We start from the raw sequence: 24,508 nt of genomic DNA, 5'->3' as shown, positions 1-24,508 counted from the left end.
CTAAGCACATCCTTAATATCAATTTCATTGCGTTCATTACGAACTAAAAATACGTATGCCAACACGTTCGTGCTGCATTTGAGAAAGCTCAAGTCCAGGCGATACGATACCAAACTCTTCTTGATCTAACTCCATTATTTTATCTGTTGTTTGCTGAAGTTGTTGTTGAAACGTGTATATAATCTTCTGTCCAGCAGTTTGTCCAAGCGGGATAGCCCGCACGGCATTTTGCACAAGACTAACAACCGTCGAGTATAAATAATATAGAATCGTTGTATTCTTTTCGACTTGAAGGTGATGTCCTATCATCGTAAATACAATAGCCGGATGGCCAAAAGCTTGCTTGTCCTGAATTTTTTGCGCGTAGATAGATAAAATCGGTATATTGTAAATGGATTTTGCAATGTCTAACATCCGATCTCCCATGCGCTGAGTACCATCACGTGATTCGCGGGCGAGATTCTGCACAGTCAATATGCGATCCAATTCCCAAATCTTATCAAGATCTTCCATATCCAGTGCATCATAAACAAGTCTTACAGCCAAGCCGTCCGCATAAGCAAGTTGTTCATGCACATAGACATGTAGCCATTCGGAAAACGTATTGGCGTCTGTGACCTTGTCCTTCTGAATATATGTCTCCAGTCCGAATGATTGGCTAAAAGAGCCGATCGGGAAACTGGAATCGCATAGCTGTAGCAAGGATAGTGCATGATTAGTCATGACTATGTCCGATATGACGGAAAGCCTTGGCAACTTTTCGTTCTTCTCGCTTAAATGGAATACCCATTTCTTTCAACAAGTCCTCAACTAAATAATCATATTGCACGAGCATATCTTCATCCTCAAACTGCGCAGGCAAATGTCGATTGCCTAGCTGATGAGCAATCGTCCCCATTTCAAGCATCGTACGTGGGCTAATAATAATTAAATCATCAGAAAGCACATCAATCAGAATGATATTCTTATCATCCATAAACAGAATATCTCCCGCTTCTAAATCACGTGGATTTTTTAATCGAATGCCCATTTCACGTCCATGATCAGTTTCCACTCGTTGAATTCTTTTCATTAAGTGCGCACTTTCTAAGTACACTTTCTCTTTATGACGGCTTTCATACTCACTTGGATCTAAATCCCTGATATTCATTAAGACTTCTTCTACAATCATTTTCTTCACCTCAGAATAAGAAATAGCGTTGTCCCATTGGCACTACGTCAATCGGATCGCATGTAATCAGTTTTCCATCAATTTTCACTTCATACGTTTGTGGATCTACATCAATATGTGGTGTCGCTGTATTTAACTTCATATCTTTTTTCGTCAGATTGCGTATATTACGGACAGGCAGCACTACTTTATCAAGTCCTAGCTTCTCTTTTATTCCTTGATCATAAGCGATTTGCGAAACAAATGTTATGGAACTTTGAGACAATGCCTTACCGAGCGTTGCATACATCGGACGATAAATCATTGGCTGCGGTGTCGGAATCGTTGCATTGGCATCACCCATTAAGCTATAGACTGCCATACCACTTTTCAAAATCATTTCTGGTTTAACCCCAAAGAATTTTGGATCCCATAATACGAGGTCGGCCATTTTCCCAACTTCAATTGAGCCAATATACTCCGATATACCATGCGCAATGGCAGGATTAATCGTATATTTAGCGACATAGCGCTTTACTCGATTATTATCCGAATGTTCACTATCGCCTTCCATAACTCCAAGCTGTTTTTTCATTTTGTGGGCTACTTGCCATGTACGAAGTGCAACTTCACCGATACGTCCCATTGCCTGAGAATCGGAGCTTGTCATACTAAAGACGCCTAAGTCTTGTAAGACATCTTCTGCTGCAATTGTTTCGTTGCGAATGCGCGAATCTGCAAATGCGATATCTTCAGGAACGGAAGGGTTTAAGTTATGAGCAACCATTACCATATCCAAATGTTCGTCAATTGTGTTAATCGTATACGGCAATGTCGGATTCGTAGAAGCCGGCAACACATTCATCATACCAGCAGATTTAATCAAATCTGGAGCGTGTCCGCCACCTGCACCTTCTGTATGGTACATATGGATACCTCGACCATCAATCGCCTTGATCGTATCTTCAAAAAATCCGGATTCATTTAATGTATCTGCGTGAAGAGCAACTTGCACATCATATTCATCCGCAATTCTTAATGCATGGTCGAGAACGGACGGTGTCGCACCCCAATCTTCATGGACTTTCAAACCAATTGCACCTGCAATTATTTGTTCTGCTAAAGGAGCTCCTGCTGCTGCATGCCCTTTACCTGTTAAACCGATATTGATCGGTTGTCCATCCAAAGCTTTCAGCATAGAATGAAGATGCCAAGCACCCGGTGTGGCTGTCGTAGCCCGAGAACCATCTCCTGGCCCAGCTCCACCGCCGATCAGCGTAGTTGTCCCTGCAGTGAGCGCAACGTCTACTTGTGCTGGGTTAATGAAATGCACGTGCGTATCAATTGCACCCGCAGTAATGATCTTACCTTCTCCCGAAATAACTTCAGTGGAAGTTCCAATAATAATGTCTACTTTGTCTTGTACAAGTGGGTTACCTGCTTTACCGATACCTGAAATTTTACCGTCTCGAATTGCTAGATCCGCTTTATATATCCCTGTGTAATCTAGCACAACCACATTTGTTATGACTGTATCCGGTACGCGTTCATCTTCTTCGCGCGTAATGTATGGATGTTGCCCCATTCCATCACGAATAACTTTACCGCCACCGAACACAACCTCTTCTCCATATTTCGTATAATCTTTTTCAATTTGGATGAACAAGTCTGTATCTGCTAGTCGGACAGAGTCTCCGGTTGTCGGTCCATACATTTGAGCATATTGCTCCCTATCCATTTTAAAACTCATTTTGCATTCCCGCCTTCCAATGCTCCGTCTACTTTATTATGGAATCCATAAACTTCTCTTTCTCCAGCATAGTCAATTAACTGCACTTCTTTTTCATCGCCCGGTTCAAAACGAACCGCAGCGCCTGCAGGTATATTGAGACGTTTACCGTATGTCACTTCCCGATCAAACTTCAACGCATTATTCACTTCGTAAAAATGGTAATGGGAACCGATTTGAATAGGTCTGTCGCCATGATTAATAACTTGTACATGTATACTTTCAGCACCTTCATTACAAATGATCGGTTCTTCTTTTAAAATATATTCGCCTGGTATCATCGTTACGTCCCCTTTCTTATTTATACATCATTTATCTGATTGGATTGTGCACTGTGACTAACTTTGTCCCATCAGGGAACGTGGCTTCTACTTGAATATCATCAATCATTTCCGGAATACCATCCATTACATCTTCACGAGATAAAATCGTCGCGCCATAAGCCATGAGTTCTGCAACTGTTTTTCCGTCCCTGGCGCCTTCCAATACCTCATATGTAATAAGAGCCATAGCTTCTGGGTGATTCAATTTTAGTCCCCGATCCTTTCGTCTTCTGGCAAGATCTGCCGCAACAACGATCATTAACTTATCAATTTCACGCGGTAGTAATCGCATTGTTCAACCTCCTAAAATAATATAATATACTGCAGCAATACTCTTTTCTTCACACGAATTAAATATAGTGAATATTCTATAAATTACTCAAATCGGTCTACTATAATCTTTTAATCGATTTTCAGATTTTTATTTTTCCATATCATTCGATTGAACTACAACACCTATAAATATATAAGTTCAACTTGTCACAGTTTACCCAAATGCTAGTTAGCATAAACGTTGACCGTGTAACACTTCACAGATAAAAAGCTATTATAAGCGACCGGATTTTTTCTGTTAAGTTGTCATTAATTTTGAACCCTATGATAAGGTAACGAGATTATTATTAAATGGTCTAATCGCAGTTGATTTGTTAAGGACTCATAACATCAGGGGTTGATCCGTGAGCTTCTCAAATAGCTAAAACAACTGGAAATGAAGGGTGGTCTATTTTCTTGTGTGAAATGTTTGGAAAGTAATTTGGAGTTACTGCTACTAATTTATTGTACAGTTTCTCAGTGAAGATTCAAGTGTTTCCGCTTACATAAGCGGCTGACAAGATATCTGCATATGAACACAATTCATGCTAAACATAAAAAAAGCCCTTCTCATAAAATAATGAGAAGAACTTTTGAAAATACAAATTAACGTTTTGAGAACTGAGGTGCACGACGAGCGCCGCGAAGACCTGGTTTCTTACGTTCCTTCATACGTGGATCACGTGTTAGGAATCCTGCTGATTTAAGTGCTGCACGGAAATCAGGATCTACAGTAAGCAATGCACGAGCAACGCCGTGACGGATTGCGCCTGCTTGACCAGTGTAACCTCCACCGTTAACGTTAACATGGATATCGTAGCTTCCAAGTGTTTCCGTTGTAACTAGTGGTTGTTTAATGATTTCACGAAGTGTTTCGAATGGTACGTAGTCCTCTACGTCACGATTATTGACGACAATTTTGCCTTCGCCAGGAATTAGACGTACACGAGCTACTGAGCTTTTACGACGGCCAGTGCCGATATATTGTACTTGTGCCAAGTGGGTTTCCTCCTCTTAATTAACCGCGAAGCTCATAAGCTTCTGGTTTTTGTGCTGCATGCTGATGTTCTGGACCAGCAAATACGTGTAATTTCTTGATTGTTTGACGACCTAGAGGACCGTTTGGAAGCATTCCTTTAATCGCAAGTTCAAGCATTTTTACAGGGTAGTTAGTACGCATTTCAAGAGCAGTACGTGACTTGATGCTACCTGTGTAACCAGAGTGACGGTAGTACATTTTATCTTTTAACTTATTACCAGTCAATTGGATTTTTTCAGCGTTGATGATGATCACGTGATCACCTGTATCAACATGTGGTGTAAACGTTGGTTTATGTTTACCGCGTAAAAGAGTTGCAACTTCTGAAGCAAGACGACCAAGCGTTTGTCCTTCAGCGTCGACAACTAGCCATTTACGTTCGACTTCGTGACCTTTAGCCATGAATGTTGTGCGCATATTGTGTATCCTCCTAAAATATCAAATCTGTTCCCTTGTTTTCTCTATCCCTAAACACAAATAAACTTCCGGGGCTTGTTTGTGGGGTTATTGAAATACCATTTATCATGTTATCCTTTATTGTCCATAAAGTCAAGCGTTTTTATGAATACGCCAGGATTAGTTGCCATGAGCTTAATAGGTGACCTCTAGTAAGTACAAACCGTGTGCTGCCGCTGTCTTCCCTGCCCTTTGACGATCTTTCGCCTCGAGAATTTTCTGGACATCTTCCGGCTCGTCCCAACCGATGCCTACCGCCAGCAAAGCGCCAGCAATTGTTCTCACCATATTGTATAGAAACCCATCACCTTCCACTTCAAGAATCAGCTCATCCTGTTGCCGTTCGATTGTCAGCTTTCGGATTGTGCGAACTTTATTCGAAGTAGCGGTCTTCGCCGAACAGAAACTGGTGAAGTCATGTGTACCGATTAAATAAGCAGCTCCTGCATTCATTCGTTCCACGTCTGGATTCCATCTACCTAAATGAACAGCGAAGTTGCGTTCAAACGGACTTTGCAATTCCCCATACGACCATTTGTAGCGATACGTCTTTCCTTTTGCACCATACCGTGCGTGGAAGTCTTCAGATGTCTGTTCAACAGCCGTAATACGTACATCTTTAGGCAACAGCACATTCAAAGCCATTAGCCAGCGATCGCCTAAATCAAGTGGCGTATCGAAATGGATGACCTGACCTAATGCATGCACGCCGGCATCGGTGCGTCCACTCGCTACAGCGTGTGAAGTTGGATTCTTATGCAATTTAACAAGTGCCTTATCGATCTCAGCTTGAACTGTCCGCATGCCTGGTTGGGATTGATAGCCAGCAAAATTCGTTCCATCATACGCAACAGTTGCTTTCATTCGTTTCAAATTATTCACTTCCTTACCCACAGCAATACACCTACCAAGAATACAAAAGTGATCAAGACAGCTGTATCTCTCATTTGCCAGGATAGCTGCCGGAATCTCGTACGCCCTTCCCCGCCACGGTAGCCGCGTACTTCCATTGCCACTGCTAAATCTTCTGCGCGTTTAAAGGCACTGACAAATAACGGCACGAGTAACGGAATGACGGCCTGTACTCGTTCTTTAATGGAACCGCTGCTTAAATCTGATCCTCTTGCAAGCTGGGCTTTTAAAATCTTATCCGTTTCATCCATAAGAGTTGGGATGAATCGGAGCGAAATGGACATCATCAACGCAAGTTCATGTACCGGTAACTTCAACTTTTTAAAAGGATTGAGCAATGTTTCCAATCCATCTGTGATCGAAATCGGTGAAGTAGTTAATGTTAATACTGTCGTGATCAACACAAGTACTAGGAATCGGATAGATATAAAAATACCCATTCGCAGTCCTTCTTCATAAATCTTGATAAACTTCCATTCAAATATGATGGGCCCTTCACGCGTAAAGAAGATATGTAAGAGGAGAGTGAAAACAATCAAAAAGATGACCGGTTTTAATCCATTGACCAAAAAGTAGGGTCTAATTCTTGCGAGCGCGATGACAAATGCTGTAAAGGCTAGCAATATTGCATAAGACACTACATTGTTGGCCAAGAACACCGCTACTACAAATAAAAAGACAAAAAGTAACTTCGAACGCGGATCCATTCGATGCACAATAGACGTCCCTGGAATAAAACGACCAATAATCATTTTCTCTAACATGGCCGTTCCTCTTTTCTTGCAATGACTTTCGCTAGTTCATGTGCCAATATGTCTTCCGTAAGTGCGATTTGGTCAAAACGTTGTCCACTCATCTTTTCCATCTCACGTTGAAAACGTATCGAACGCGGGACACTGAGTCGAAATGAATGAAGTTTCTCTTCTTGACTGAATATCTCTTCAGGTGTTCCTTCCATAACCGACGTTCCCTCATGCATCACAAGAATTCGATCACTGTATCGTGCGGCATCTTCCATACTATGAGTAACGAGAATGGTCGTCAGGTTTTCGGTCTCATGCAGGTGATAAAACAGCTCCATGATTTCTTTACGCCCTTTAGGATCAAGTCCCGCTGTCGGCTCGTCAAGGACTAGGACAGACGGTTTGAATGCTAGGACACCCGCAATCGCCACACGCCGCATTTGGCCGCCTGACAGCTCAAAAGGAGACTTCTGAAGCACATCATCCGGCAAACCTAAAAGTTTAACGAGTTCATGCGCGCGAGCTCTCGCTACCTCTTTCGGCACACCAAAGTTTATAGGACCGAACATAATGTCTTTCTCAACTGTTTCTTCAAATAACTGATGTTCAGGGAACTGAAACACAATTCCTACTTGATGCCGAACTTCTTTCATTTGTTTACCTTTTGTTTGAGCTGTAATTTCAGTATTGCCTATCATGACCGTTCCTTCAGATGGCTTTAATAATCCATTCAAATGAAGCAATAATGTAGATTTACCAGAGCCTGTATGACCAATGATCGACGTATATGAGCCTGAAGGGATTGTAGCTGTCACATCCTGCAACGCTCGTTTCTCAAACGGTGAATCTTTAGCATATAAGTAACCTACTTGCTGAAGTGAAATGTCCACAATTCATTCACCAACTCTTCTTCTGTCATATGATTACCTTGCAATTCTACACCAGCCGTTCTCAAAAGCTCTGAAACACGAAGAGCGAACGGTAAGTCAAGGCCGACCTTTTCAAGCTCAGTTCCTTGTTGAAAAATCTCTTGAGGTGTACCGATCATTAAGACTTGTCCTTCATTCATGACCAAGATTCGATCTGCCAATAAAACTTCTTCCAAGTCGTGGGTAATCGACAACACAGTCAAGCCTATTTCAGAACGTAGCTTCTTAACAATTTCAATTACTTCCTCCCGTCCATGGGGATCCAACATAGAAGTAGCTTCATCTAAAATGAGCAGCTCAGGTTGCAAAGCCAATGCACCTGCAATGGCCACACGTTGTTTCTGACCCCCTGAGAGGTGGTGGGGTTCATGATTGATGTAATCCGTCATCTTCACTTGCTCCAGGGCCTCGTGGACTCGTTTAACCATCACGTCATACGGCACGCCATTGTTCTCCAGCGCAAACGCCACATCATCCTGTACCGTTGAGCCGACGAATTGGTTATCTGGATTTTGAAAGACGATCCCCATGCGCGAACGGGTTTCCCAAAGATTGTTTTCAGAAAGTCGTTCTAAAAAGAGATTCACATCACCTGAAGAAGGAAACATCAAGCCGATCAACAGCTTCGCCAGCGTGGACTTGCCAGAACCATTATGTCCTACAACTGCCAACCATTCTCCTTCATACAAAGTGAAAGACACATCCTGTAATGCTTTACTTGGGGTATGCGAAGAATCCTCTTCTTCCATATCGTAAGTAAACTCTACGTGATGCATCGACGCAATTTCCTTCATTCAGGCTCCTCCTCTTACATGTTGTTTTGAATAAGTATATCGTATGTATGGAACTATTCTTATGTATAAAAAAAAAGCGCGTACCTCATCTAAGGAATGCGCCTTTGAAAACGAAAATGCCGGTTGCTCATGCCGACATCTCAGATGAGGTACGTAGAGCTAGACCAGTCGATTGCTCGCGGATCATAACACTCAGCTTTTATGTCGTATAAATCTCGTATTTGTAATAAGAGGGTGTGCTGTGCGTGACAGACACACCCTCGAAGTGTTGGAATTACACCAATTCGATAATAACTACTGGTGCGCCATCGCCACGGCGAGGTCCCATTTTCATTATACGTGTATAACCGCCTTGGCGATCTGCATAACGTGGTCCAATTGTATCGAAAAGTTTTTGAAGTGCAAACACTGTTGCTTCTTCGCCCTCTTCGTTTTCAACAACCACTGTTTCACGACGAATGTATTCAGCCGCTTGACGACGTGCATGAAGATCTCCACGTTTTCCAAGAGTGATCATCTTTTCAACTACTTTACGCAATTCTTTCGCACGCGTTTCAGTTGTCTGGATGCGCTCATGAATGATTAGATCAGTCGTTAGGTCGCGAAGCATTGCTTTACGTTGTGAACTTGTGCGTCCAAGTTTTCTGTATCCCATTTGAAGTTACCCTCCTTCAATATATGTCAGTTATTCTTCAGAGCGTAACTCAAGGTTTAGCTCATCCAATTTAGCCTTCACTTCTTCAAGTGATTTACGGCCTAAGTTTCGCACTTTCATCATTTCGTCTTCAGACTTGTTAGCAAGTTCTAAAACCGTATTGATGCCTGCACGCTTCAAGCAGTTATAAGATCGGACAGAAAGGTCAAGTTCTTCAATTGTCATTTCCAGAACCTTCTCTTTTTGGTCTTCTTCTTTTTCTACCATGATTTCTGCAGTCTGTGCTTCGTCAGTCATACCAACGAATATATTCAAATGCTCTGTAAGAATTTTAGCTCCAAGTGATACTGCCTCTTTAGGACCAATGCTTCCATCTGTCCATACATCGAGTGTCAACTTATCAAAGTTTGTACTTTGTCCGACGCGAGTGTTTTCTACTTGGAAGTTAACGCGTGATACAGGAGTGTAAATCGAGTCAATTGGAATCACACCAATTGCTAGATCCTCACGTTTGTTTTGATCGGAAGGAACATATCCGCGTCCACGTACAGCATACATACGCATACGTAAATGTCCATTTTTACCGAGAGTAGCAATCGGGAGATCTGGATTTAATACTTCAACATCACTATCATGTGTGATGTCTGCAGCCGTCACGACGCCTTCACCTTTCACATCGATCTCAATAACTTTCTCATCATCTGAGTAAATTTTGAGAGCTAGCTTCTTCACATTCAAAATAACTGTAGATACGTCTTCGACGACACCTTCAATTGTAGAGAATTCATGAAGCACACCATCGATTTGAATAGATGTCACAGCAGCTCCTGGTAATGAAGACAAGAGAATGCGGCGCAAGGAATTCCCTAAGGTATTTCCGTATCCACGCTCTAGTGGCTCGATAATAAACTTACCGAACTGTGAATCTTCACCGATCGTTACTGTTTCAATCTTTGGTTTCTCAATCTCGATCATTTAATTACCCTCCTCAAAACGTCTCTATATTGGTTTAACCTTATTGAATTCACTGATAATAGATATCCTATTTCAACAGTATTAACAAAAAATGTCTTTCTTAATCCAATAGATTCAAACCGATTATACGCGACGACGTTTTGGCGGGCGACAACCATTGTGCGGAACCGGAGTTACGTCTCTGATTGCAGTAACTTCAAGACCAGCAGCTTGTAGTGAACGGATAGCCGCTTCACGACCAGCACCAGGGCCTTTAACTGTTACTTCCAATGATTTCAAACCATGTTCCATTGCTGTTTTTGCTGCAGTTTCAGCAGCCATTTGTGCAGCAAATGGAGTGGACTTACGGGAACCTCTAAAGCCAAGTGCACCAGCGCTAGACCATGAAAGTGCATTACCGTGGCTATCCGTGATAGTTACGATAGTGTTATTGAACGTTGAACGGATATGTGCAATACCAGTCTCAATATTCTTTTTTACACGACGTTTACGAGTTTGTTGTTTACGTGCCATGTTGGAAAGAACCCTCCTTTACCTATTATTTTTTCTTGTTAGCCATTGTGCGTTTAGGACCTTTACGCGTACGTGCATTGTTTTTCGTGTTTTGTCCACGAACAGGCAATCCACGACGGTGACGGATTCCACGGTTACTACCGATTTCCATCAAACGCTTGATATTTAGAGAAGTTTCACGACGAAGATCTCCTTCTACTTTCAAGCCGTCAATTTGTTCACGAATCTTATCAAGTTCAGCGTCAGTTAAATCACGAACGCGAGTTTCTTGAGAAATGTCAGCTGCATTCAAAATTGATTGTGCAGTTGTTTTACCAATACCGAATATATATGTCAATGAAATGACAACGCGCTTATCGCGCGGAACGTCTACACCAGCAATACGTGCCATATAAGTTGTGCACCTCCTTGTGTTTTAGCCTTGTCTTTGTTTGTGCTTTGGATTTTCACAGATTACCATTACTCGGCCGCGTCTACGAATAACTTTACATTTTTCGCAGATCGGTTTTACAGATGGTCTTACTTTCATCCTACCCAACCTCCTTCAATATTTCGGGAGTGCAAAAGTTTATTTGAAACGGTATGTGATACGACCACGTGTTAAATCGTAAGGTGAAAGTTCCAATGTCACCTTGTCGCCTGGCAGAATACGAATAAAGTGCATACGAATTTTACCTGACACGTGTGCAAGCACAGTATGTCCGTTTTCTAACTCCACTTTAAACATCGCATTCGGCAACGTTTCAAGAACAGTTCCTTCTACCTCAATTACGTCGTCCTTCGCCATCAATCCTGTCTCCCTTCTATATCCAATAAAGGCTTTCACCATCGAGCGGCATCAGTCGCCTTCATAAGGCTTCCTTCAACATATGTCCAGTTAGCATGAGTGATGTTCGAAAGACGTCTGCCACATTTCGCTGTTTCGCATAATTTGCGAATGAGATCCTTTATTGTTCTCGTAGCAGTGCCAATTACATATTATACTGCCAATGACAATATAATGCATGCAGGGACTACTGAGCAATCAATGAAATGCTCTCATTTATCTTATAACAGGAACTTAACGCTTTTGCAGTTCGTTTTCATCCATTACTTTCCGAACAATGATGAAGATGTGCCCGAAAAGGATTGATTACTTTTGATCTTGTTGCAAAACTGCATCCAAGTCCTTGAATACAAGATTAATGTCTTGTTGACCATTAATTTTAGTCAATACACCTTTTTCGCCATAAAAGTCGAGTAAAGGAGCTGTCTGATTCATATTTACTTCCAGACGATTCATGACAGTGTCCGGATTATCGTCCGCGCGCTGGTAAAGTTCGCCACCATCTTTATCACATACGTCTTCTACCTTTGGTGGGTTGAAGATCAAATGATACGATGTGCCACACACTTTACAAATACGACGGCCAGATAATCTTGCAACTAATTCATCCGTATCGACTTCGATGTCCAATACGTACTCAATGCTTTTTCCTAGATCCTTAAGTAAAGCATCAAGTGCTTCAGCTTGAGGAACTGTTCTAGGGAAACCATCAAGTAAGAATCCTTTGTCACAATCCGGTTTGCTTAGTCGCTCACGTACGATACCAATAGTAACCTCATCAGGAACTAGTGCTCCTTGATCCATGAACGATTTTGCCTTAACTCCAAGTTCCGTGCCATCTTTGATGGCAGCACGGAACATATCGCCTGTAGAAATATGAGGGATTCCGTACTTCTCGACAATTTTGTCTGCTTGAGTACCTTTACCAGCACCAGGCAGACCCATTAATACGATATTCATACGTCCTTGCCCTCCGTTTGTTTACAATAGGTCAGGCTATTGCTTTTTATTTCATAAAGCCTCTGTAATGTCTCTTCACTAATTGTGATTCCAATTGCTTCATTGATTCGAGGGCAACCCCTACTACGATGAGCAAGCTCGTTCCGCCGATTTGAGCGGATTGAGGTAGATTCGCCAAGTTTATGAAGAAGATCGGCATAACCGCTACGACAGCTAGGAAAATCGAGCCGACGAACGTTAGTCTATACAGAGTACTTGTTAAGTACTTTTGAGTGTTTGCCCCTGGACGAATTCCCGGAATATATGCACCTTGTTTTTTTAGGTTGTCTGCCATATTCTCTGGATTCACTTGAATGAATGCATAGAAATACGTAAACGCGATAATTAGTGTTACATACAAAATCATACCGATCGGATTCGTATAATCGAAGATCCGAATAATAGTTTTGGTTACACTGTTCTCACCGAAAAACGGAGCGATTTGTTGTGGCGTGATGAAGAATGCCACCGCAAAGATAACTGGAATAACACCTGCAGCATTCAATTTCAAAGGTAAATGTGTTTGTTGACTTGCAACAGACTGATTACGTCCTGACACACGTTTCGCATATTGGATCGGAATTTTACGTAATGCTTCTTGGAAGTAAATAACTCCGACTACAATGGCTACGATTACGATCAATAGTAATACCATCGTTGCAATTCTAATAAATAGTGCATCTCCAGCGTCTTGAATTTGCGTTACATACAACTGATTAACAGCATTCGGAATGCCGGCAACAATCCCTGCAAAGATAATGATGGAAATACCATTCCCAACACCTTTTGCAGTAATTTGTTCACCAAGCCATAGAAGGAAAGCTGTACCGGCAGTCAATACAATCGCAATTGTGATATAAGTAGATATGCTATTGTCTTGAATCAGTGTGCCACCAAACGTTTGGTTGAAACCAAATGACATGGCAAGCGCCTGAATGAAGGCAAGAACAATCGTGAAATATCTTGTGAATTGTGCAAGTTTACGTCTTCCAACGTCCCCTTGTTTTGACCACTCAGTAAACTTTGGAACAACATCCATCTGCAAGAGCTGCACAATGATGGAAGCCGTAATGTACGGCATAATCCCCATTGCAAAGATCGAGAAGTTAGATAGTGCCCCTCCACCAAATGTGTTCAAGAATCCAATAAACTGGTTATCTGATTGTTGTAAAGCAGTTGCATCAACGTTTGGAACCGGAACAAATGTCCCTAGTCTAAACACGATGAGCACTAGGAGGGTGAAAATTATTTTAGACCGGATCTCCTTCACACGCATGAAATTAGAGATTGTCTGAAACATTATACCACCTCTGTTTGCCCGCCCGCTTTTTCAATTGCTTCTTTTGCAGAAGCGGAGAATTTGTTAGCACGTACTGTAATCTTTTTATCAAGTGTTCCGTTACCCAGAATTTTGATACCAGATTTAGCGTTACTTACAACTCCAGTTTCAATTAGCAGTTCCGGCGTTACTTCCGTGCCTTCTTCGAAACGATTTAATGTGTCAAGGTTAACGATGGCATAATCTTTACGATTGATGTTCGTAAACCCGCGCTTAGGAAGTCGTTGGAAAAGAGGAATTTGTCCACCTTCGAAACCAAGACGTACACCGCCGCCTGAACGAGAGTTTTGACCGTCATGACCTCTACCGGAAGTCTTACCAGTTCCAGATCCAATCCCACGACCAACACGTTTGCGGTTTCTGCGAGATCCCTCAGCTGGTTTTAGCTCATGTAATTTCATCTTATCGGCACCTCCTTATTGTAAAATAGTACTTAAATTTCTTTAACGTTTACCAAGTGGCTAACCTTTGTGATCATTCCACGGATAGCATCGTTGTTTTGATGCTCAACTGTTTGATTTAACTTTCGAAGGCCTAATGCTTCAATTGTTTTACGCTGTGTTGGTTTAGAACCAATAACACTTTTCGTAAGGGTGACTTCAAGTTTGTTCGTCATCGTATTTCCCCCCTTAACCTAACAGTTCTTCTACGGATTTACCACGCAATTTAGCAATATCTTCTGCGCGTTTCAAATTCTGCAACCCTTCGATTGTTGCACGTACCATGTTGATCGGTGTGCTTGATCCAAGAGATTTTGAAAGAATATCCGTGATGCCTGCGAGTTCAAGTACCGCACGGACAGGTCCACCTGCGATAACACCAGTACCCGGAGCAGCTGGTTTGATCAGGATTTGTCCTGCACCAAAGTGTCCGATTACTTCATGTGGAGTTGTACCTTTGACCATTGGCACTACAATCAAGTTTTTCTTCGCATCTTCAATTGCTTTACGGATTGCATCTGGAACTTCTTGTGCTTTACCAGTACCAAAACCGACACGACCGTTTTTATCTCCGACTACGACAAGTGCAGTAAAGCGGAAACGACGTCCACCTTTTACAACTTTCGCAACGCGGTTGATCGTTACTACGCGTTCTTCGAACTCACTTTTGTTCTGATCATTACGACGCATGAAATATGTCCCTCCCTCTTAATTAAAATTCCAGACCATTTTCGCGTGCAGCGTCAGCTAATGCTTTTACACGGCCGTGGAAAAGATATCCGCCGCGGTCGAAAACAACCGCTTTGACGTCTTTTTCAACAGCTTTCTTTGCAATAAGCTCGCCGACTTTAGCTGCTGATTCAGTGTTACCTGTAGATCCAGCCTCAACTTCTTTATCTCTTGTAGAAGCGCTAACGATTGTTAAACCATTCAAGTCATCAATCAATTGTGCATAGATATGCTTGTTTGAACGATAAACGTTTAGACGTGGACGCTCTGCAGTTCCGCTGATTTTCGTACGCACACGTGCGTGACGCTTTTTACGGACAGCGTTTTTATCTTGTTTTGTGATCATCGGAGTCACTCCTTCCAAATACCTCAAGCGGTATTATTTACCTGTTTTACCTTCTTTACGACGAACGATTTCGCCTTCATAACGAATACCTTTACCTTTATACGGCTCTGGTGGACGTACTTGACGGATGTTAGAAGCAAGAGCACCTACGTGTTCTTTGTTGTATCCGCGAACGATGATTTTTGTATTCGCTGGAACTTCAACTTCTACACCTTCTTCTGGTGTGAATTCAACTGGGTGTGAGAAACCTACGTTCAATACAAGTTTCTTCCCTTGCATAGAAGCACGGTATCCAACCCCAACCAAATCAAGCTTACGTTCAAATCCTTCAGATACTCCCACAACCATGTTATTAAGTACAGAGCGTGTAGTACCGTGGATTGAACGGTGATCTTTAGAATCAGAAGGGCGTGTCAATGTGATGACCTTGCCTTCCATGTTGATCGTAATATCTTTATCTAATTGTCTCGAAAGCTCACCTTTCGGACCTTTAACAGTTGCGAAGTTGTCATCTGAAATTGTTACAGTAACGTTTTCAGGAACTTCGATCTGACGATTACCAATACGGGACATTCTATTGCACCTCCATTCAATTGTAGCTAATTACCAAACGTAAGCGACTACTTCTCCGCCGACTTGTTTAGCGCGGGCTTCTTTGTCTGTTAATACACCATTTGATGTAGAAACTAGTGCAACACCTAAGCCGTTAAGTACTTTAGGAACTTCATTTGATTTCGCATATACACGAAGTCCTGGTTTAGAAATACGTTTCAAGCCATTGATAACGCGTTCGTTATCCTGACCGTATTTTAGGAAAATGCGGATGATGCCTTGTTTGTTATCTTCCACGTATTCCACATCACGAACGAAACCTTCTCGTTTTAAGATCTCGGCGATTTCTTTCTTTACGTTTGAAGCAGGTACCTCAAGCTTCTCGTGGCGAACCATGTTCGCATTACGGATGCGTGTAAGCATATCTGCAATCGGATCACTCATTGTCATTTGAATTAACCTCCTTCCCTAATTAGGGGTTTACCAGCTGGCTTTTTTAACGCCAGGAAGTTGTCCCTTGTATGCAAGTTCGCGGAAACAAATACGGCAAAGTTTAAATTTGCGATATACTGAATGTGGACGACCACAACGTTCGCAGCGTGTATATTCTTGTACTTTGTACTTTGGCGTACGTTTCTGTTTAGCGATCATAGATTTCTTAGCCACGTTTTCGCCTCCCTATTATTTTACTTTTGGAACGGCATGCCACACTGTGCAAGCAACTCACGTGCTTCTTCATCAGTGTTAGCTGTCGTCACGATGACGATATCCATCCCACGTACTTTTGATACTTTATCGAAGTCAATTTCAGGGAAAATAAGTTGCTCTTTCACTCCAAGAGTGTAGTTACCGCGACCGTCAAACGCTTTTTTAGAAACGCCACGGAAGTCACGTACACGTGGTAATGAGATTGTAACTAATTTATCGAGGAACTCATACATGCGCTCACCGCGAAGCGTTACTTTTGCTCCGATCGGCATTCCTTCACGTAAACGGAATCCTGCGATAGATTTTTTCGCTTTAGTAATGACTGGTTTTTGACCTGAAATAGTTGCAAGATCCTCAACAGCTGCATCAAGTGCTTTTGTATTTTGGACAGCATCACCAACACCCATGTTGATAACGATTTTATCTACTTTAGGAACCTGCATAACAGATGTATATTCAAACTTGCTCATTAGAGCAGGTGTGATTTCTTTAGAAAACTTCTCTTTCAAACGACTCATCAGTCGGACCTCCTTTCATGCAATACTTACTTATCCAATGATTCACCGGATTTTTTTGCAATACGTACTTTTTTACCGTCTTCCACTTTGTAACCTACACGAGTCGGCTCGCCTGTTTTAGGATCGATTACCATCACGTTTGAGACGTGGATTGTAGACTCTTGGCTTACAATTCCGCCCTGTGGGTTTTCTTGGTTTGGCTTTGTGTGTTTTTTGACGATATTAATACCTTCAACTAGCACACGGTCTTTTTTCGGATAAGCAGTTAGGATCACACCTGTTTTACCTTTATCTTTACCAGAGATCACCATTACTTTGTCGCCTTTTTTAACGTGCATTTATCGCACCTCCTTGACTGGCTCTGTCATTAGAATTAAAGAACTTCTGGAGCAAGTGAAATGATTTTCATGAAGTTATTGTCGCGTAGTTCGCGAGCAACTGGTCCGAAAATACGTGTTCCACGTGGCCCTTTATCATCACGGATAATAACGCAAGCATTCTCATCGAATGTAATGTATGAACCGTCTTTACGACGAACTCCACTTTTCGTGCGAACGATGACCGCTTTAACAACGTCACCCTTCTTAACAACGCCACCTGGTGTTGCTTTCTTAACTGTAACAACAACTACATCACCGATGTTAGCTACTTTACGACCTGATCCGCCTAGTACTTTAATTGTTAGTACTTCACGTGCACCAGAGTTGTCAGCAACTTTCATTCTACTTTCCTGTTGAATCATCGAGGTTACCTCCTTCCAAAATCTGAGTTAAAAACCTATTAGATGATGATCGCTTTTTCAACGACTTCTAGAAGACGGAAACGCTTAGTTGCTGATAATGGACGAGTTTCCATAATACGAACAACATCGCCGATTTTAGCTTCGTTTAGCTCATCATGAACTTTAAGTTTCTTAGAGTACTTTACACGCTTACCGTATAAAGTGTGTTTTTTGTATGTCTCTACCATTACCGTAACAGTTTTATCCATTTTGTCGGAAACTACACGGCCTGTGTATGTTTTGCGCTGATTACGTTCAGTCATGGCTGCAACCTCCTTCATCAGTTATTTGCACTGATTTCTCTTTGTCGTATTACAGTTTTCATGCGCGCAATCGATTTGCGTACTTCACGGATGCGTGCAGTGTTTTCTAATTGACCTGTCGCTAACTGGAAACGAAGGTTGAAAAGCTCTTCTTTAAGTGATTTCACTTTTTGCTCGATCTCTGCAGTTGTTAAGTCACGAATTTCATTAGCTTTCATTAGACTCACCACCAATTTCTTGTCGTTTTACAAACTTGCTTGTAACAGGAAGTTTGTGCGATGCGAGTCTAAGTGCCTCACGAGCAACCTCTTCTGAAACACCTGCAATTTCGAACATTACTCTACCAGGTTTCACAACTGCAACCCAGCCTTCTACAGCACCTTTACCGGAACCCATCCGGACTTCAAGAGGCTTTTTAGTATATGGTTTGTGTGGGAAAATATTGATCCACACTTTACCGCCACGCTTCATATAACGAGTCATAGCAATACGAGAAGATTCAATCTGACGGTTAGTGATCCAACCTGATTCTAGAGCTTGAAGACCAAACTCACCAAACTGGACAGTAGCGCCACCTTTAGTTTCACCACGCATTTTACCACGGAATACACGACGATGTTTAACACGTTTAGGCATTAACATATTATTTGCCTCCTTCCCCAGAGTTCTTCTTAACTTTTACTGGAAGGACTTCACCACGATAAATCCATACCTTTACGCCAAGCTTACCATAAGTAGTATCAGCTTCAGCATGTGCATAATCTATGTCTGCACGTAATGTATGAAGAGGGACAGTTCCTTCACTATAGTGTTCTGCACGAGCGATGTCAGCACCGCCGAGACGACCAGACACTTGTGTTTTAATTCCTTTTGCGCCAGAGCGAATTGTACGTTGGATCGCTTGTTTCTGAGCACGACGGAATGATACACGACTTTCTAATTGACGAGCAATTGATTCAGCTACTAATTTAGCATCTAAATCAGCACGTTTGATTTCTACGATGTTGATGTGTGCACGCTTGCCTGTGATTTCGTTAAGTTGCTTACGAAGAGTTTCTACTTCGGAACCACCTTTACCGATAACCATACCTGGCTTTGCAGTGTGGATTGTAATGTTAACACGCTTAGCAGCACGTTCAATTTCAACTTTTGAAACTGATGCTTCGATAAGACGCTTTTCGATGTATTCACGGATCTTTAAGTCTTCATGTAGTAAGGACGCATAATCTTTTTCCGCGTACCATTTTGAGTCCCAGTCACGGATGACGCCTACACGTAGTCCATTAGGATGTACTTTTTGGCCCACTGATTACCCCTCCTTCTTTTCAGATACCACTAATGTGATATGGCTTGTACGTTTGTTGATCGCACTTGCACGACCTTGTGCACGTGGACGGAAACGTTTCATTGTTGGTCCTTCGTCTACGAATACTTCACTGACGATTAAGTTCTCAGTATCCATTTCGTAGTTATGTTCAGCGTTTGCAATTGCTGATTTCAATAGTTTTTCCACGACTGGAGATGCCGCTTTAGGCGTAAGTCGTAGAATAGCCATAGCTTCACCTATATTCTTGCCGCGAATAAGATCAACGACCAAACGAACTTTGCGAGAAGCAATACGGACTGTGCGTACAGATGCTTTAGCTTGTTGCATCAGAATAACCTCCTCTCAAATTAGCGTTTTGTTTTCTTATCGTCGGCACCATGGCCTCTGTATGTGCGCGTAGGTACGAATTCACCTAGTTTGTGACCTACCATATCTTCTGTTACATAAACAGGAACGTGTTTGCGTCCATCATATACTGCGATTGTCAATCCGATGAATGTCGGGAAGATTGTTGAACGGCGTGACCATGTTTTAATAACCTGTTTCTTTTCTGAATCTTTTTGTGCGTCAACCTTTTTTAGTAAATGGTCGTCTGCAAAAGGTCCTTTTTTCAAGCTGCGGCCCATTCTGGAACCTCCTTCCGAGTATGTACTACGGTCCATCTACTGAACCGCAGTGCAATAACATTATTTTTTACGACGGCGAACGATAAGTTTATCTGATTTATTGTTCTTCGTGCGTGTCTTGAATCCAAGAGTTGGTTTACCCCAAGGAGTAACAGGACTTGGACGACCGATTGGCGTACGTCCTTCACCACCACCGTGTGGGTGATCGTTAGGGTTCATTACAGATCCACGAACAGTTGGACGTTTGCCTAACCAACGTGAACGACCTGCTTTACCAATGTTAATTAGTTCGTGTTGTTCGTTACCAACTTGACCAATTGTAGCACGGCAAGTAGAAAGGATCATACGAACTTCTCCTGATTGTAGACGTATGATGACATATTTGCCTTCACGTCCTAGTAGTTGAGCTGAAGTTCCTGCTGAACGAACTAATTGTCCGCCTTTGCCTGGCTTCATTTCAATGTTGTGAATCGTAGAACCCATAGGGATATTCTCTAATGGTAGAGCGTTTCCTACGCGGATATCCGCATCAGGTCCTGAAACGATTGTGGAACCTACTGTCAATCCTTTAGGAGCAAGGATGTATCTTTTTTCTCCATCTGCATAATTGATCAATGCGATGTTTGCAGAACGGTTTGGATCGTATTCGATCGTAGCAACGCGTCCTGGAATGCCATCTTTCCGACGTTGGAAATCGATGACACGGTATTGGCGCTTATGTCCTCCACCTTGGTGACGAACTGTCATTCTACCTTGGTTGTTACGTCCGCCTTTACGCTTGATTGGTTCAAGCAATGATTTTTCTGGTTTGTTTACTGTGATTTCAGCAAAGTCAGAAGAAGTCATGTTACGACGTCCGTTGGAGGTAGCTTTGTACTTCTTAATCGCCATTTTGTGTTCCCTCCTTCATTTATTATGAGTTAATTACATTTCAAAAAGTTCGATATCTTTGGAATCAGTAGTTAGTGTAACAATTGCCTTACGACGCTTGTTTGTATAACCAGCATGTTTCCCCATACGCTTGAACTTACCTTTGTAGTTCATAACGTTAACTTTTTCTACTTTAACACCGAAGATTTCTTCGATAGCTTGTTTCACGTGAGTTTTGCTCGCGCGAGTATCGACTTCGAATGTATATTTTCTTAAGTCTTCCATTTGTTCAGAAGAACGCTCGGTAATGACCGGACGTTTCAGAATATCACGTGCTTCCATTAACCAAGCACCTCCTCGACTTTTTCTATTGCTGCTTTTGTCATAACAAGCTGATCATGTCCGACTAAGTCTAAAACATTGATGCCGCTTGCTGTAACAACGCTGATTCCTTGAAGGTTTTGAGCAGACAATGCTACTGTTTCTTCTTGGTCAGCTGTAACGAATAATGCCTTCTTCGTGATTGAAAGGTCTTCAAGCACTTTTACAAAGCTTTTCGTTTTTGGTGCATCAAATGCTAAGTTGTCTAGAACGATTAGTTCTTGAGCTGCTACTTTCGTTGAAAGAGCGGATAGAAGAGCTAAACGACGTACTTTCTTAGGCATTTTATAGCTGTAACTACGTGGTGATGGACCGAATACGATACCGCCTCCGCGCCATTGTGGTGATCTGATTGAACCTTGACGAGCACGACCTGTACCCTTTTGACGCCATGGTTTACGACCGCCGCCTGCTACTTCCGCGCGAGTTTTAACCTTGTGGTTACCCTGGCGTAAAGAAGCTTGTTGTTGAACAATTGCTTCAAATAATACTGCTTGGTTTGGCTCGATTCCGAAGATCGCATCGTTTAATTCGATGTCACCAACAGCAGAGCCTGTTTGACTTACTACAGATACTTTAGGCATTCCTGTTTCCTCCTTTCTGTTTTACTCAGTTCCCTTTGATTGCGCTTCTCACTTGTACAAGTGATTTACGTGCTCCAGGAACGTTACCTTTTACTAGGATCAAGTTGCGCTCTAGATCAACTCGTACGATTTCAACGTTTTGGATCGTGATGGTTTTGCCACCCATACGTCCAGGTAATTTTTTGCCTTTGAATACGCGTTGTGCATCAACAGCTCCAAGTGAACCTGGTGCGCGATGGAAACGTGATCCGTGAGACATAGGTCCGCGTGAGTATCCGTGACGCTTGATAACCCCTTGGAAACCTTTACCTTTTGATTTTGCTGTAATGTCTACTACTTCGCCTTCTGCGAATGTATCGACTTTGACTTCCTGACCAACTTCGTATGCACTAACGTCAGCTCCGCGAACTTCGCGAATGAAGCGCTTAGGTGCAGTGTTAGCTTTTGCAACGTGGCCTTGTTCTGGCTTGTTTGAAAGCTTTTCACGTTTATCATCAAATCCTAGTTGGATTGACTCGTAGCCGTCTGTCTCGATTGTCTTCTTTTGAAGTACAACGTTTGGAGTAGCTTCAATCACTGTTACTGGGATTAGATCGCCGTTTTCAGCAAATACTTGCGTCATTCCGACTTTTCTTCCTAAGATTCCTTTGGTCATTAGTCACACCTCCTGTAATATTGTTTAATTTATGTTTTATAGTTTAATTTCGATGTCGACGCCTGATGGTAAATCAAGCTTCATTAGTGCATCCACCGTTTGTGGTGTTGGATTCACAATATCGATTAAACGTTTGTGCGTACGCATTTCAAATTGCTCACGTGAATCTTTGTATACGTGAACAGCACGCAATACCGTGTAAACTGATCTTTCAGTTGGCAACGGAATTGGACCTGAAACACTAGCTCCAGAACGTTTAGCCGTTTCAACAATCTTCTCAGCTGACTGATCGATCATTCTGTGATCGTAAGCTTTCAATCTAATACGAATCTTTTGTTTTGCCATTATTTTCCCTCCCTTTTCGCCTATTCTCTAGACAATTCTCCACGAAAATTTTCCTTACACGCGCCATGGCAAAGCGGCCGGGTGTATCGGTAACCTCTCGCTTCATCGCAGTCAAAGACCAACATTCAACATTATACATAATATAAAAGGATTGTGCAACCCTTTTGAAGAAATTACTTTAACTTTTAATCCGTTTACTATACTAACAGCTTTTTATATGATTTGCACGTGATTCGAAGTCGACTTTAAGATTTTATTTCACTCTTATTTACTGAGTTCTTAAAAATACTTTCCAATACACAATGCAAATATTTAAAAACAAAAAATCCCGCCTCAAGGGCGGGATCAAAACAAATTATTTTGTAATTGTTGCTACAACGCCAGCTCCAACTGTACGTCCACCTTCACGGATTGAGAATTTAGTACCTTCTTCAATCGCGATAGGAGAAATAAGTTCAACTGTCATTTCAACGTTATCTCCAGGCATAACCATTTCTACGCCTTCAGGAAGTTGAATGATACCAGTTACGTCAGTTGTACGGAAGTAGAACTGAGGACGGTAGTTTGAGAAGAATGGAGTGTGACGTCCACCCTCTTCTTTTGATAGAACATATACTTCAGATTTGAACTGTGTGTGTGGAGTGATTGTTCCTGGCTTAGCAAGAACTTGTCCACGTTCGATATCTTCACGAGCTACACCACGAAGAAGAGCACCGATGTTGTCGCCAGCTTCTGCATAGTCAAGAAGTTTACGGAACATCTCTACACCAGTTACAGTAGTAGCTTTTGGTTCTTCAGTAAGACCGATGATGTCAACAACATCTCCGACTTTAACTACTCCACGCTCAACGCGTCCAGTTGCTACTGTACCACGACCTGTGATTGAGAATACGTCCTCAACAGGCATCATGAATGGCTTGTCAGTATCACGAGTTGGTGTTGGGATATAGTCATCAACTGCTTGCATAAGTTCAAGGATTTTTTCTTCCCACTCTGGCTCTCCTTCAAGAGCTTTAAGAGCAGATCCTTTGATTACTGGAATATCGTCGCCAGGGAAATCGTAATCAGAAAGAAGTTCACGGATTTCCATTTCAACTAATTCAAGAAGTTCTTCGTCATCTACCATGTCACACTTGTTCATGAAGACAACTAGGTAAGGAACACCTACTTGACGTGAAAGAAGGATGTGCTCACGTGTTTGTGGCATTGGGCCATCAGCAGCAGATACTACTAGGATTCCGCCGTCCATTTGTGCAGCACCAGTGATCATGTTTTTAACATAGTCAGCGTGACCTGGGCAGTCAACGTGTGCATAGTGACGCTTGTCAGTTTCGTACTCAACGTGTGAAGTACTGATCGTGATTCCACGCTCTTTTTCTTCAGGTGCGTTATCAACGTCAGCGTATGACTTTGCTTCTCCACCTTGTGCTTTAGAAAGAACTGTTGCGATTGCAGCAGTCAAAGTTGTTTTACCATGGTCAACGTGACCAATTGTTCCTACGTTTGCGTGCTCCTTGGAGCGGTCGAATTTTTCTTTACCCATTTTAGAGGTCCTCCCTTAATTTAAAAAAGTTAGTTTTTTATAATTTTTATAATATGGAAGCCGAAAGCGTCCTCTCGACTATCCAT

At 42.1% G+C, this 24,508-nt stretch carries 41 protein-coding genes; all 41 read right to left on the bottom strand.

The features are described 5' to 3' along the window. Positions 1–36: 36 nt before the first annotated feature. Positions 37–723: an urease accessory protein UreF gene (locus Q7P97_RS15245; RefSeq protein ID WP_303970411.1), complete on the bottom strand. Its 687-nt coding sequence runs from the start codon at positions 721–723 to the stop codon at positions 37–39. Next, complete coding sequence (gene ureE / locus Q7P97_RS15240) at positions 716–1,171, bottom strand: urease accessory protein UreE (RefSeq protein WP_303970409.1); 456 nt, start codon at positions 1,169–1,171, stop codon at positions 716–718. The genes Q7P97_RS15245 and ureE overlap by 8 nt, the downstream gene beginning before the upstream one ends. Before the next feature lie 10 nt (positions 1,172–1,181). Then, the gene (gene ureC / locus Q7P97_RS15235) at positions 1,182–2,900 is read right to left on the bottom strand and encodes an urease subunit alpha (protein ID WP_303970407.1); all 1,719 of its coding nucleotides are present in this window, start codon (positions 2,898–2,900) and stop codon (positions 1,182–1,184) included. Next, the gene (locus tag Q7P97_RS15230) at positions 2,897–3,220 is read right to left on the bottom strand and encodes an urease subunit beta (protein WP_303970405.1); all 324 of its coding nucleotides are present in this window, start codon (positions 3,218–3,220) and stop codon (positions 2,897–2,899) included. The genes ureC and Q7P97_RS15230 overlap by 4 nt, the downstream gene beginning before the upstream one ends. Before the next feature lie 31 nt (positions 3,221–3,251). Continuing rightward, positions 3,252–3,554, bottom strand: a complete 303-nt coding sequence (locus Q7P97_RS15225; RefSeq protein WP_085427443.1) for an urease subunit gamma — start codon at positions 3,552–3,554, stop codon at positions 3,252–3,254. A 626-nt stretch (positions 3,555–4,180) separates the two neighbouring features. Continuing rightward, on the bottom strand, positions 4,181–4,573 hold the full coding sequence (rpsI, locus tag Q7P97_RS15220; RefSeq protein ID WP_085131997.1) for a 30S ribosomal protein S9: 393 nt from the start codon (positions 4,571–4,573) through the stop codon (positions 4,181–4,183). A 19-nt stretch (positions 4,574–4,592) separates the two neighbouring features. Continuing rightward, positions 4,593–5,030 carry a 50S ribosomal protein L13 gene (gene rplM / locus Q7P97_RS15215; RefSeq protein ID WP_303970400.1) on the bottom strand — a complete coding sequence of 146 codons (438 nt, stop codon included), beginning with the start codon at positions 5,028–5,030 and terminating at the stop codon, positions 4,593–4,595. A 174-nt stretch (positions 5,031–5,204) separates the two neighbouring features. Continuing rightward, positions 5,205–5,933 carry a tRNA pseudouridine(38-40) synthase TruA gene (gene truA / locus Q7P97_RS15210; RefSeq protein WP_483315748.1) on the bottom strand — a complete coding sequence of 243 codons (729 nt, stop codon included), beginning with the start codon at positions 5,931–5,933 and terminating at the stop codon, positions 5,205–5,207. A 14-nt stretch (positions 5,934–5,947) separates the two neighbouring features. Continuing rightward, positions 5,948–6,745, bottom strand: coding sequence for an energy-coupling factor transporter transmembrane component T family protein (locus Q7P97_RS15205; protein WP_303970396.1), 798 nt, complete (start codon positions 6,743–6,745; stop codon positions 5,948–5,950). Beyond that, positions 6,739–7,614 (bottom strand): energy-coupling factor ABC transporter ATP-binding protein, encoded by an 876-nt coding sequence (locus tag Q7P97_RS15200; protein WP_303970394.1) that lies wholly within the window; start codon positions 7,612–7,614, stop codon positions 6,739–6,741. Before Q7P97_RS15200 ends, Q7P97_RS15205 begins: the two co-directional genes overlap by 7 nt. Next, positions 7,590–8,447 carry an energy-coupling factor ABC transporter ATP-binding protein gene (locus Q7P97_RS15195; protein ID WP_303970391.1) on the bottom strand — a complete coding sequence of 286 codons (858 nt, stop codon included), beginning with the start codon at positions 8,445–8,447 and terminating at the stop codon, positions 7,590–7,592. The genes Q7P97_RS15200 and Q7P97_RS15195 overlap by 25 nt, the downstream gene beginning before the upstream one ends. 274 nt (positions 8,448–8,721) lie before the next feature. Next, positions 8,722–9,102, bottom strand: coding sequence for a 50S ribosomal protein L17 (rplQ, locus tag Q7P97_RS15190; RefSeq protein ID WP_085427448.1), 381 nt, complete (start codon positions 9,100–9,102; stop codon positions 8,722–8,724). Between the two features lie 30 nt (positions 9,103–9,132). Continuing rightward, positions 9,133–10,077: a DNA-directed RNA polymerase subunit alpha gene (locus tag Q7P97_RS15185; RefSeq protein WP_009499030.1), complete on the bottom strand. Its 945-nt coding sequence runs from the start codon at positions 10,075–10,077 to the stop codon at positions 9,133–9,135. A gap of 123 nt (positions 10,078–10,200) precedes the next feature. Continuing rightward, entirely contained in the window at positions 10,201–10,590 is a 390-nt protein-coding gene (rpsK, locus tag Q7P97_RS15180) for a 30S ribosomal protein S11 (RefSeq protein ID WP_009499031.1), read from the bottom strand. 25 nt (positions 10,591–10,615) lie between these two features. Continuing rightward, entirely contained in the window at positions 10,616–10,981 is a 366-nt protein-coding gene (gene rpsM, locus Q7P97_RS15175; protein ID WP_085427449.1) for a 30S ribosomal protein S13, read from the bottom strand. A gap of 24 nt (positions 10,982–11,005) precedes the next feature. After that, positions 11,006–11,119, bottom strand: a complete 114-nt coding sequence (rpmJ, locus tag Q7P97_RS15170; protein WP_076758849.1) for a 50S ribosomal protein L36 — start codon at positions 11,117–11,119, stop codon at positions 11,006–11,008. A gap of 39 nt (positions 11,120–11,158) precedes the next feature. Beyond that, positions 11,159–11,377 (bottom strand): translation initiation factor IF-1, encoded by a 219-nt coding sequence (gene infA, locus Q7P97_RS15165; RefSeq protein WP_029053257.1) that lies wholly within the window; start codon positions 11,375–11,377, stop codon positions 11,159–11,161. 345 nt (positions 11,378–11,722) lie between these two features. Next, positions 11,723–12,376: an adenylate kinase gene (locus Q7P97_RS15160; protein ID WP_099692958.1), complete on the bottom strand. Its 654-nt coding sequence runs from the start codon at positions 12,374–12,376 to the stop codon at positions 11,723–11,725. Between the two features lie 46 nt (positions 12,377–12,422). Next, entirely contained in the window at positions 12,423–13,715 is a 1,293-nt protein-coding gene (gene secY / locus Q7P97_RS15155) for a preprotein translocase subunit SecY (RefSeq protein WP_099630544.1), read from the bottom strand. Then, positions 13,715–14,155 (bottom strand): 50S ribosomal protein L15, encoded by a 441-nt coding sequence (gene rplO / locus Q7P97_RS15150; protein WP_085427452.1) that lies wholly within the window; start codon positions 14,153–14,155, stop codon positions 13,715–13,717. The genes secY and rplO overlap by 1 nt, the downstream gene beginning before the upstream one ends. 32 nt (positions 14,156–14,187) lie before the next feature. Continuing rightward, the gene (rpmD, locus tag Q7P97_RS15145) at positions 14,188–14,370 is read right to left on the bottom strand and encodes a 50S ribosomal protein L30 (RefSeq protein ID WP_085427453.1); all 183 of its coding nucleotides are present in this window, start codon (positions 14,368–14,370) and stop codon (positions 14,188–14,190) included. A gap of 13 nt (positions 14,371–14,383) precedes the next feature. Then, positions 14,384–14,884: a 30S ribosomal protein S5 gene (rpsE, locus tag Q7P97_RS15140; protein WP_085427454.1), complete on the bottom strand. Its 501-nt coding sequence runs from the start codon at positions 14,882–14,884 to the stop codon at positions 14,384–14,386. Positions 14,885–14,906: 22 nt separating this feature from the next. Beyond that, positions 14,907–15,269: a 50S ribosomal protein L18 gene (rplR, locus tag Q7P97_RS15135; RefSeq protein ID WP_085427455.1), complete on the bottom strand. Its 363-nt coding sequence runs from the start codon at positions 15,267–15,269 to the stop codon at positions 14,907–14,909. A 33-nt stretch (positions 15,270–15,302) separates the two neighbouring features. Further along, complete coding sequence (gene rplF, locus Q7P97_RS15130) at positions 15,303–15,842, bottom strand: 50S ribosomal protein L6 (protein WP_303970369.1); 540 nt, start codon at positions 15,840–15,842, stop codon at positions 15,303–15,305. 30 nt (positions 15,843–15,872) lie between these two features. Further along, positions 15,873–16,271, bottom strand: a complete 399-nt coding sequence (gene rpsH / locus Q7P97_RS15125; RefSeq protein WP_029053265.1) for a 30S ribosomal protein S8 — start codon at positions 16,269–16,271, stop codon at positions 15,873–15,875. 30 nt (positions 16,272–16,301) lie between these two features. After that, positions 16,302–16,487, bottom strand: coding sequence for a type Z 30S ribosomal protein S14 (locus tag Q7P97_RS15120; RefSeq protein WP_008298870.1), 186 nt, complete (start codon positions 16,485–16,487; stop codon positions 16,302–16,304). Between the two features lie 20 nt (positions 16,488–16,507). Further along, entirely contained in the window at positions 16,508–17,047 is a 540-nt protein-coding gene (rplE, locus tag Q7P97_RS15115) for a 50S ribosomal protein L5 (protein ID WP_085132008.1), read from the bottom strand. 26 nt (positions 17,048–17,073) lie between these two features. Next, entirely contained in the window at positions 17,074–17,385 is a 312-nt protein-coding gene (gene rplX / locus Q7P97_RS15110; RefSeq protein WP_085427457.1) for a 50S ribosomal protein L24, read from the bottom strand. A 35-nt stretch (positions 17,386–17,420) separates the two neighbouring features. Continuing rightward, positions 17,421–17,789, bottom strand: a complete 369-nt coding sequence (gene rplN / locus Q7P97_RS15105) for a 50S ribosomal protein L14 (RefSeq protein ID WP_081243203.1) — start codon at positions 17,787–17,789, stop codon at positions 17,421–17,423. Between the two features lie 38 nt (positions 17,790–17,827). Next, positions 17,828–18,091, bottom strand: coding sequence for a 30S ribosomal protein S17 (gene rpsQ / locus Q7P97_RS15100; protein WP_099692961.1), 264 nt, complete (start codon positions 18,089–18,091; stop codon positions 17,828–17,830). Positions 18,092–18,108: 17 nt separating this feature from the next. Beyond that, positions 18,109–18,309, bottom strand: a complete 201-nt coding sequence (gene rpmC, locus Q7P97_RS15095; protein WP_025783856.1) for a 50S ribosomal protein L29 — start codon at positions 18,307–18,309, stop codon at positions 18,109–18,111. Beyond that, a complete protein-coding gene (gene rplP / locus Q7P97_RS15090) occupies positions 18,299–18,733 on the bottom strand; it encodes a 50S ribosomal protein L16 (RefSeq protein WP_085427459.1) in 435 nt (144 codons plus the stop codon). The genes rpmC and rplP overlap by 11 nt, the downstream gene beginning before the upstream one ends. Before the next feature lies 1 nt (position 18,734). Further along, on the bottom strand, positions 18,735–19,397 hold the full coding sequence (gene rpsC, locus Q7P97_RS15085; protein WP_085427460.1) for a 30S ribosomal protein S3: 663 nt from the start codon (positions 19,395–19,397) through the stop codon (positions 18,735–18,737). A gap of 3 nt (positions 19,398–19,400) precedes the next feature. Next, a complete protein-coding gene (gene rplV, locus Q7P97_RS15080) occupies positions 19,401–19,745 on the bottom strand; it encodes a 50S ribosomal protein L22 (protein WP_037561627.1) in 345 nt (114 codons plus the stop codon). Between the two features lie 20 nt (positions 19,746–19,765). Beyond that, positions 19,766–20,044: a 30S ribosomal protein S19 gene (rpsS, locus tag Q7P97_RS15075; protein ID WP_085132011.1), complete on the bottom strand. Its 279-nt coding sequence runs from the start codon at positions 20,042–20,044 to the stop codon at positions 19,766–19,768. A 60-nt stretch (positions 20,045–20,104) separates the two neighbouring features. Continuing rightward, positions 20,105–20,935: a 50S ribosomal protein L2 gene (rplB, locus tag Q7P97_RS15070; protein ID WP_085427461.1), complete on the bottom strand. Its 831-nt coding sequence runs from the start codon at positions 20,933–20,935 to the stop codon at positions 20,105–20,107. Positions 20,936–20,968: 33 nt separating this feature from the next. Continuing rightward, the gene (gene rplW, locus Q7P97_RS15065) at positions 20,969–21,256 is read right to left on the bottom strand and encodes a 50S ribosomal protein L23 (RefSeq protein ID WP_085132013.1); all 288 of its coding nucleotides are present in this window, start codon (positions 21,254–21,256) and stop codon (positions 20,969–20,971) included. After that, a complete protein-coding gene (gene rplD / locus Q7P97_RS15060) occupies positions 21,256–21,879 on the bottom strand; it encodes a 50S ribosomal protein L4 (RefSeq protein WP_085427463.1) in 624 nt (207 codons plus the stop codon). The genes rplW and rplD overlap by 1 nt, the downstream gene beginning before the upstream one ends. A 25-nt stretch (positions 21,880–21,904) precedes the next feature. After that, positions 21,905–22,534, bottom strand: a complete 630-nt coding sequence (rplC, locus tag Q7P97_RS15055) for a 50S ribosomal protein L3 (RefSeq protein ID WP_085427464.1) — start codon at positions 22,532–22,534, stop codon at positions 21,905–21,907. Positions 22,535–22,570: 36 nt separating this feature from the next. Continuing rightward, the gene (rpsJ, locus tag Q7P97_RS15050; RefSeq protein ID WP_085427465.1) at positions 22,571–22,879 is read right to left on the bottom strand and encodes a 30S ribosomal protein S10; all 309 of its coding nucleotides are present in this window, start codon (positions 22,877–22,879) and stop codon (positions 22,571–22,573) included. A gap of 355 nt (positions 22,880–23,234) precedes the next feature. Next, the gene (tuf, locus tag Q7P97_RS15045; RefSeq protein ID WP_099692963.1) at positions 23,235–24,422 is read right to left on the bottom strand and encodes an elongation factor Tu; all 1,188 of its coding nucleotides are present in this window, start codon (positions 24,420–24,422) and stop codon (positions 23,235–23,237) included. Positions 24,423–24,508: the final 86 nt, after the last annotated feature.

The sequence above is a fragment of the Sporosarcina ureae genome, assembly GCF_029267015.1.
Classification (GTDB): Bacteria; Bacillota; Bacilli; order Bacillales_A; family Planococcaceae; genus Sporosarcina; species Sporosarcina ureae_D.
The sequence above is the reverse complement of the archived record's forward strand: the minus strand, read 5'-3'. Positions and strand labels throughout refer to the sequence as shown.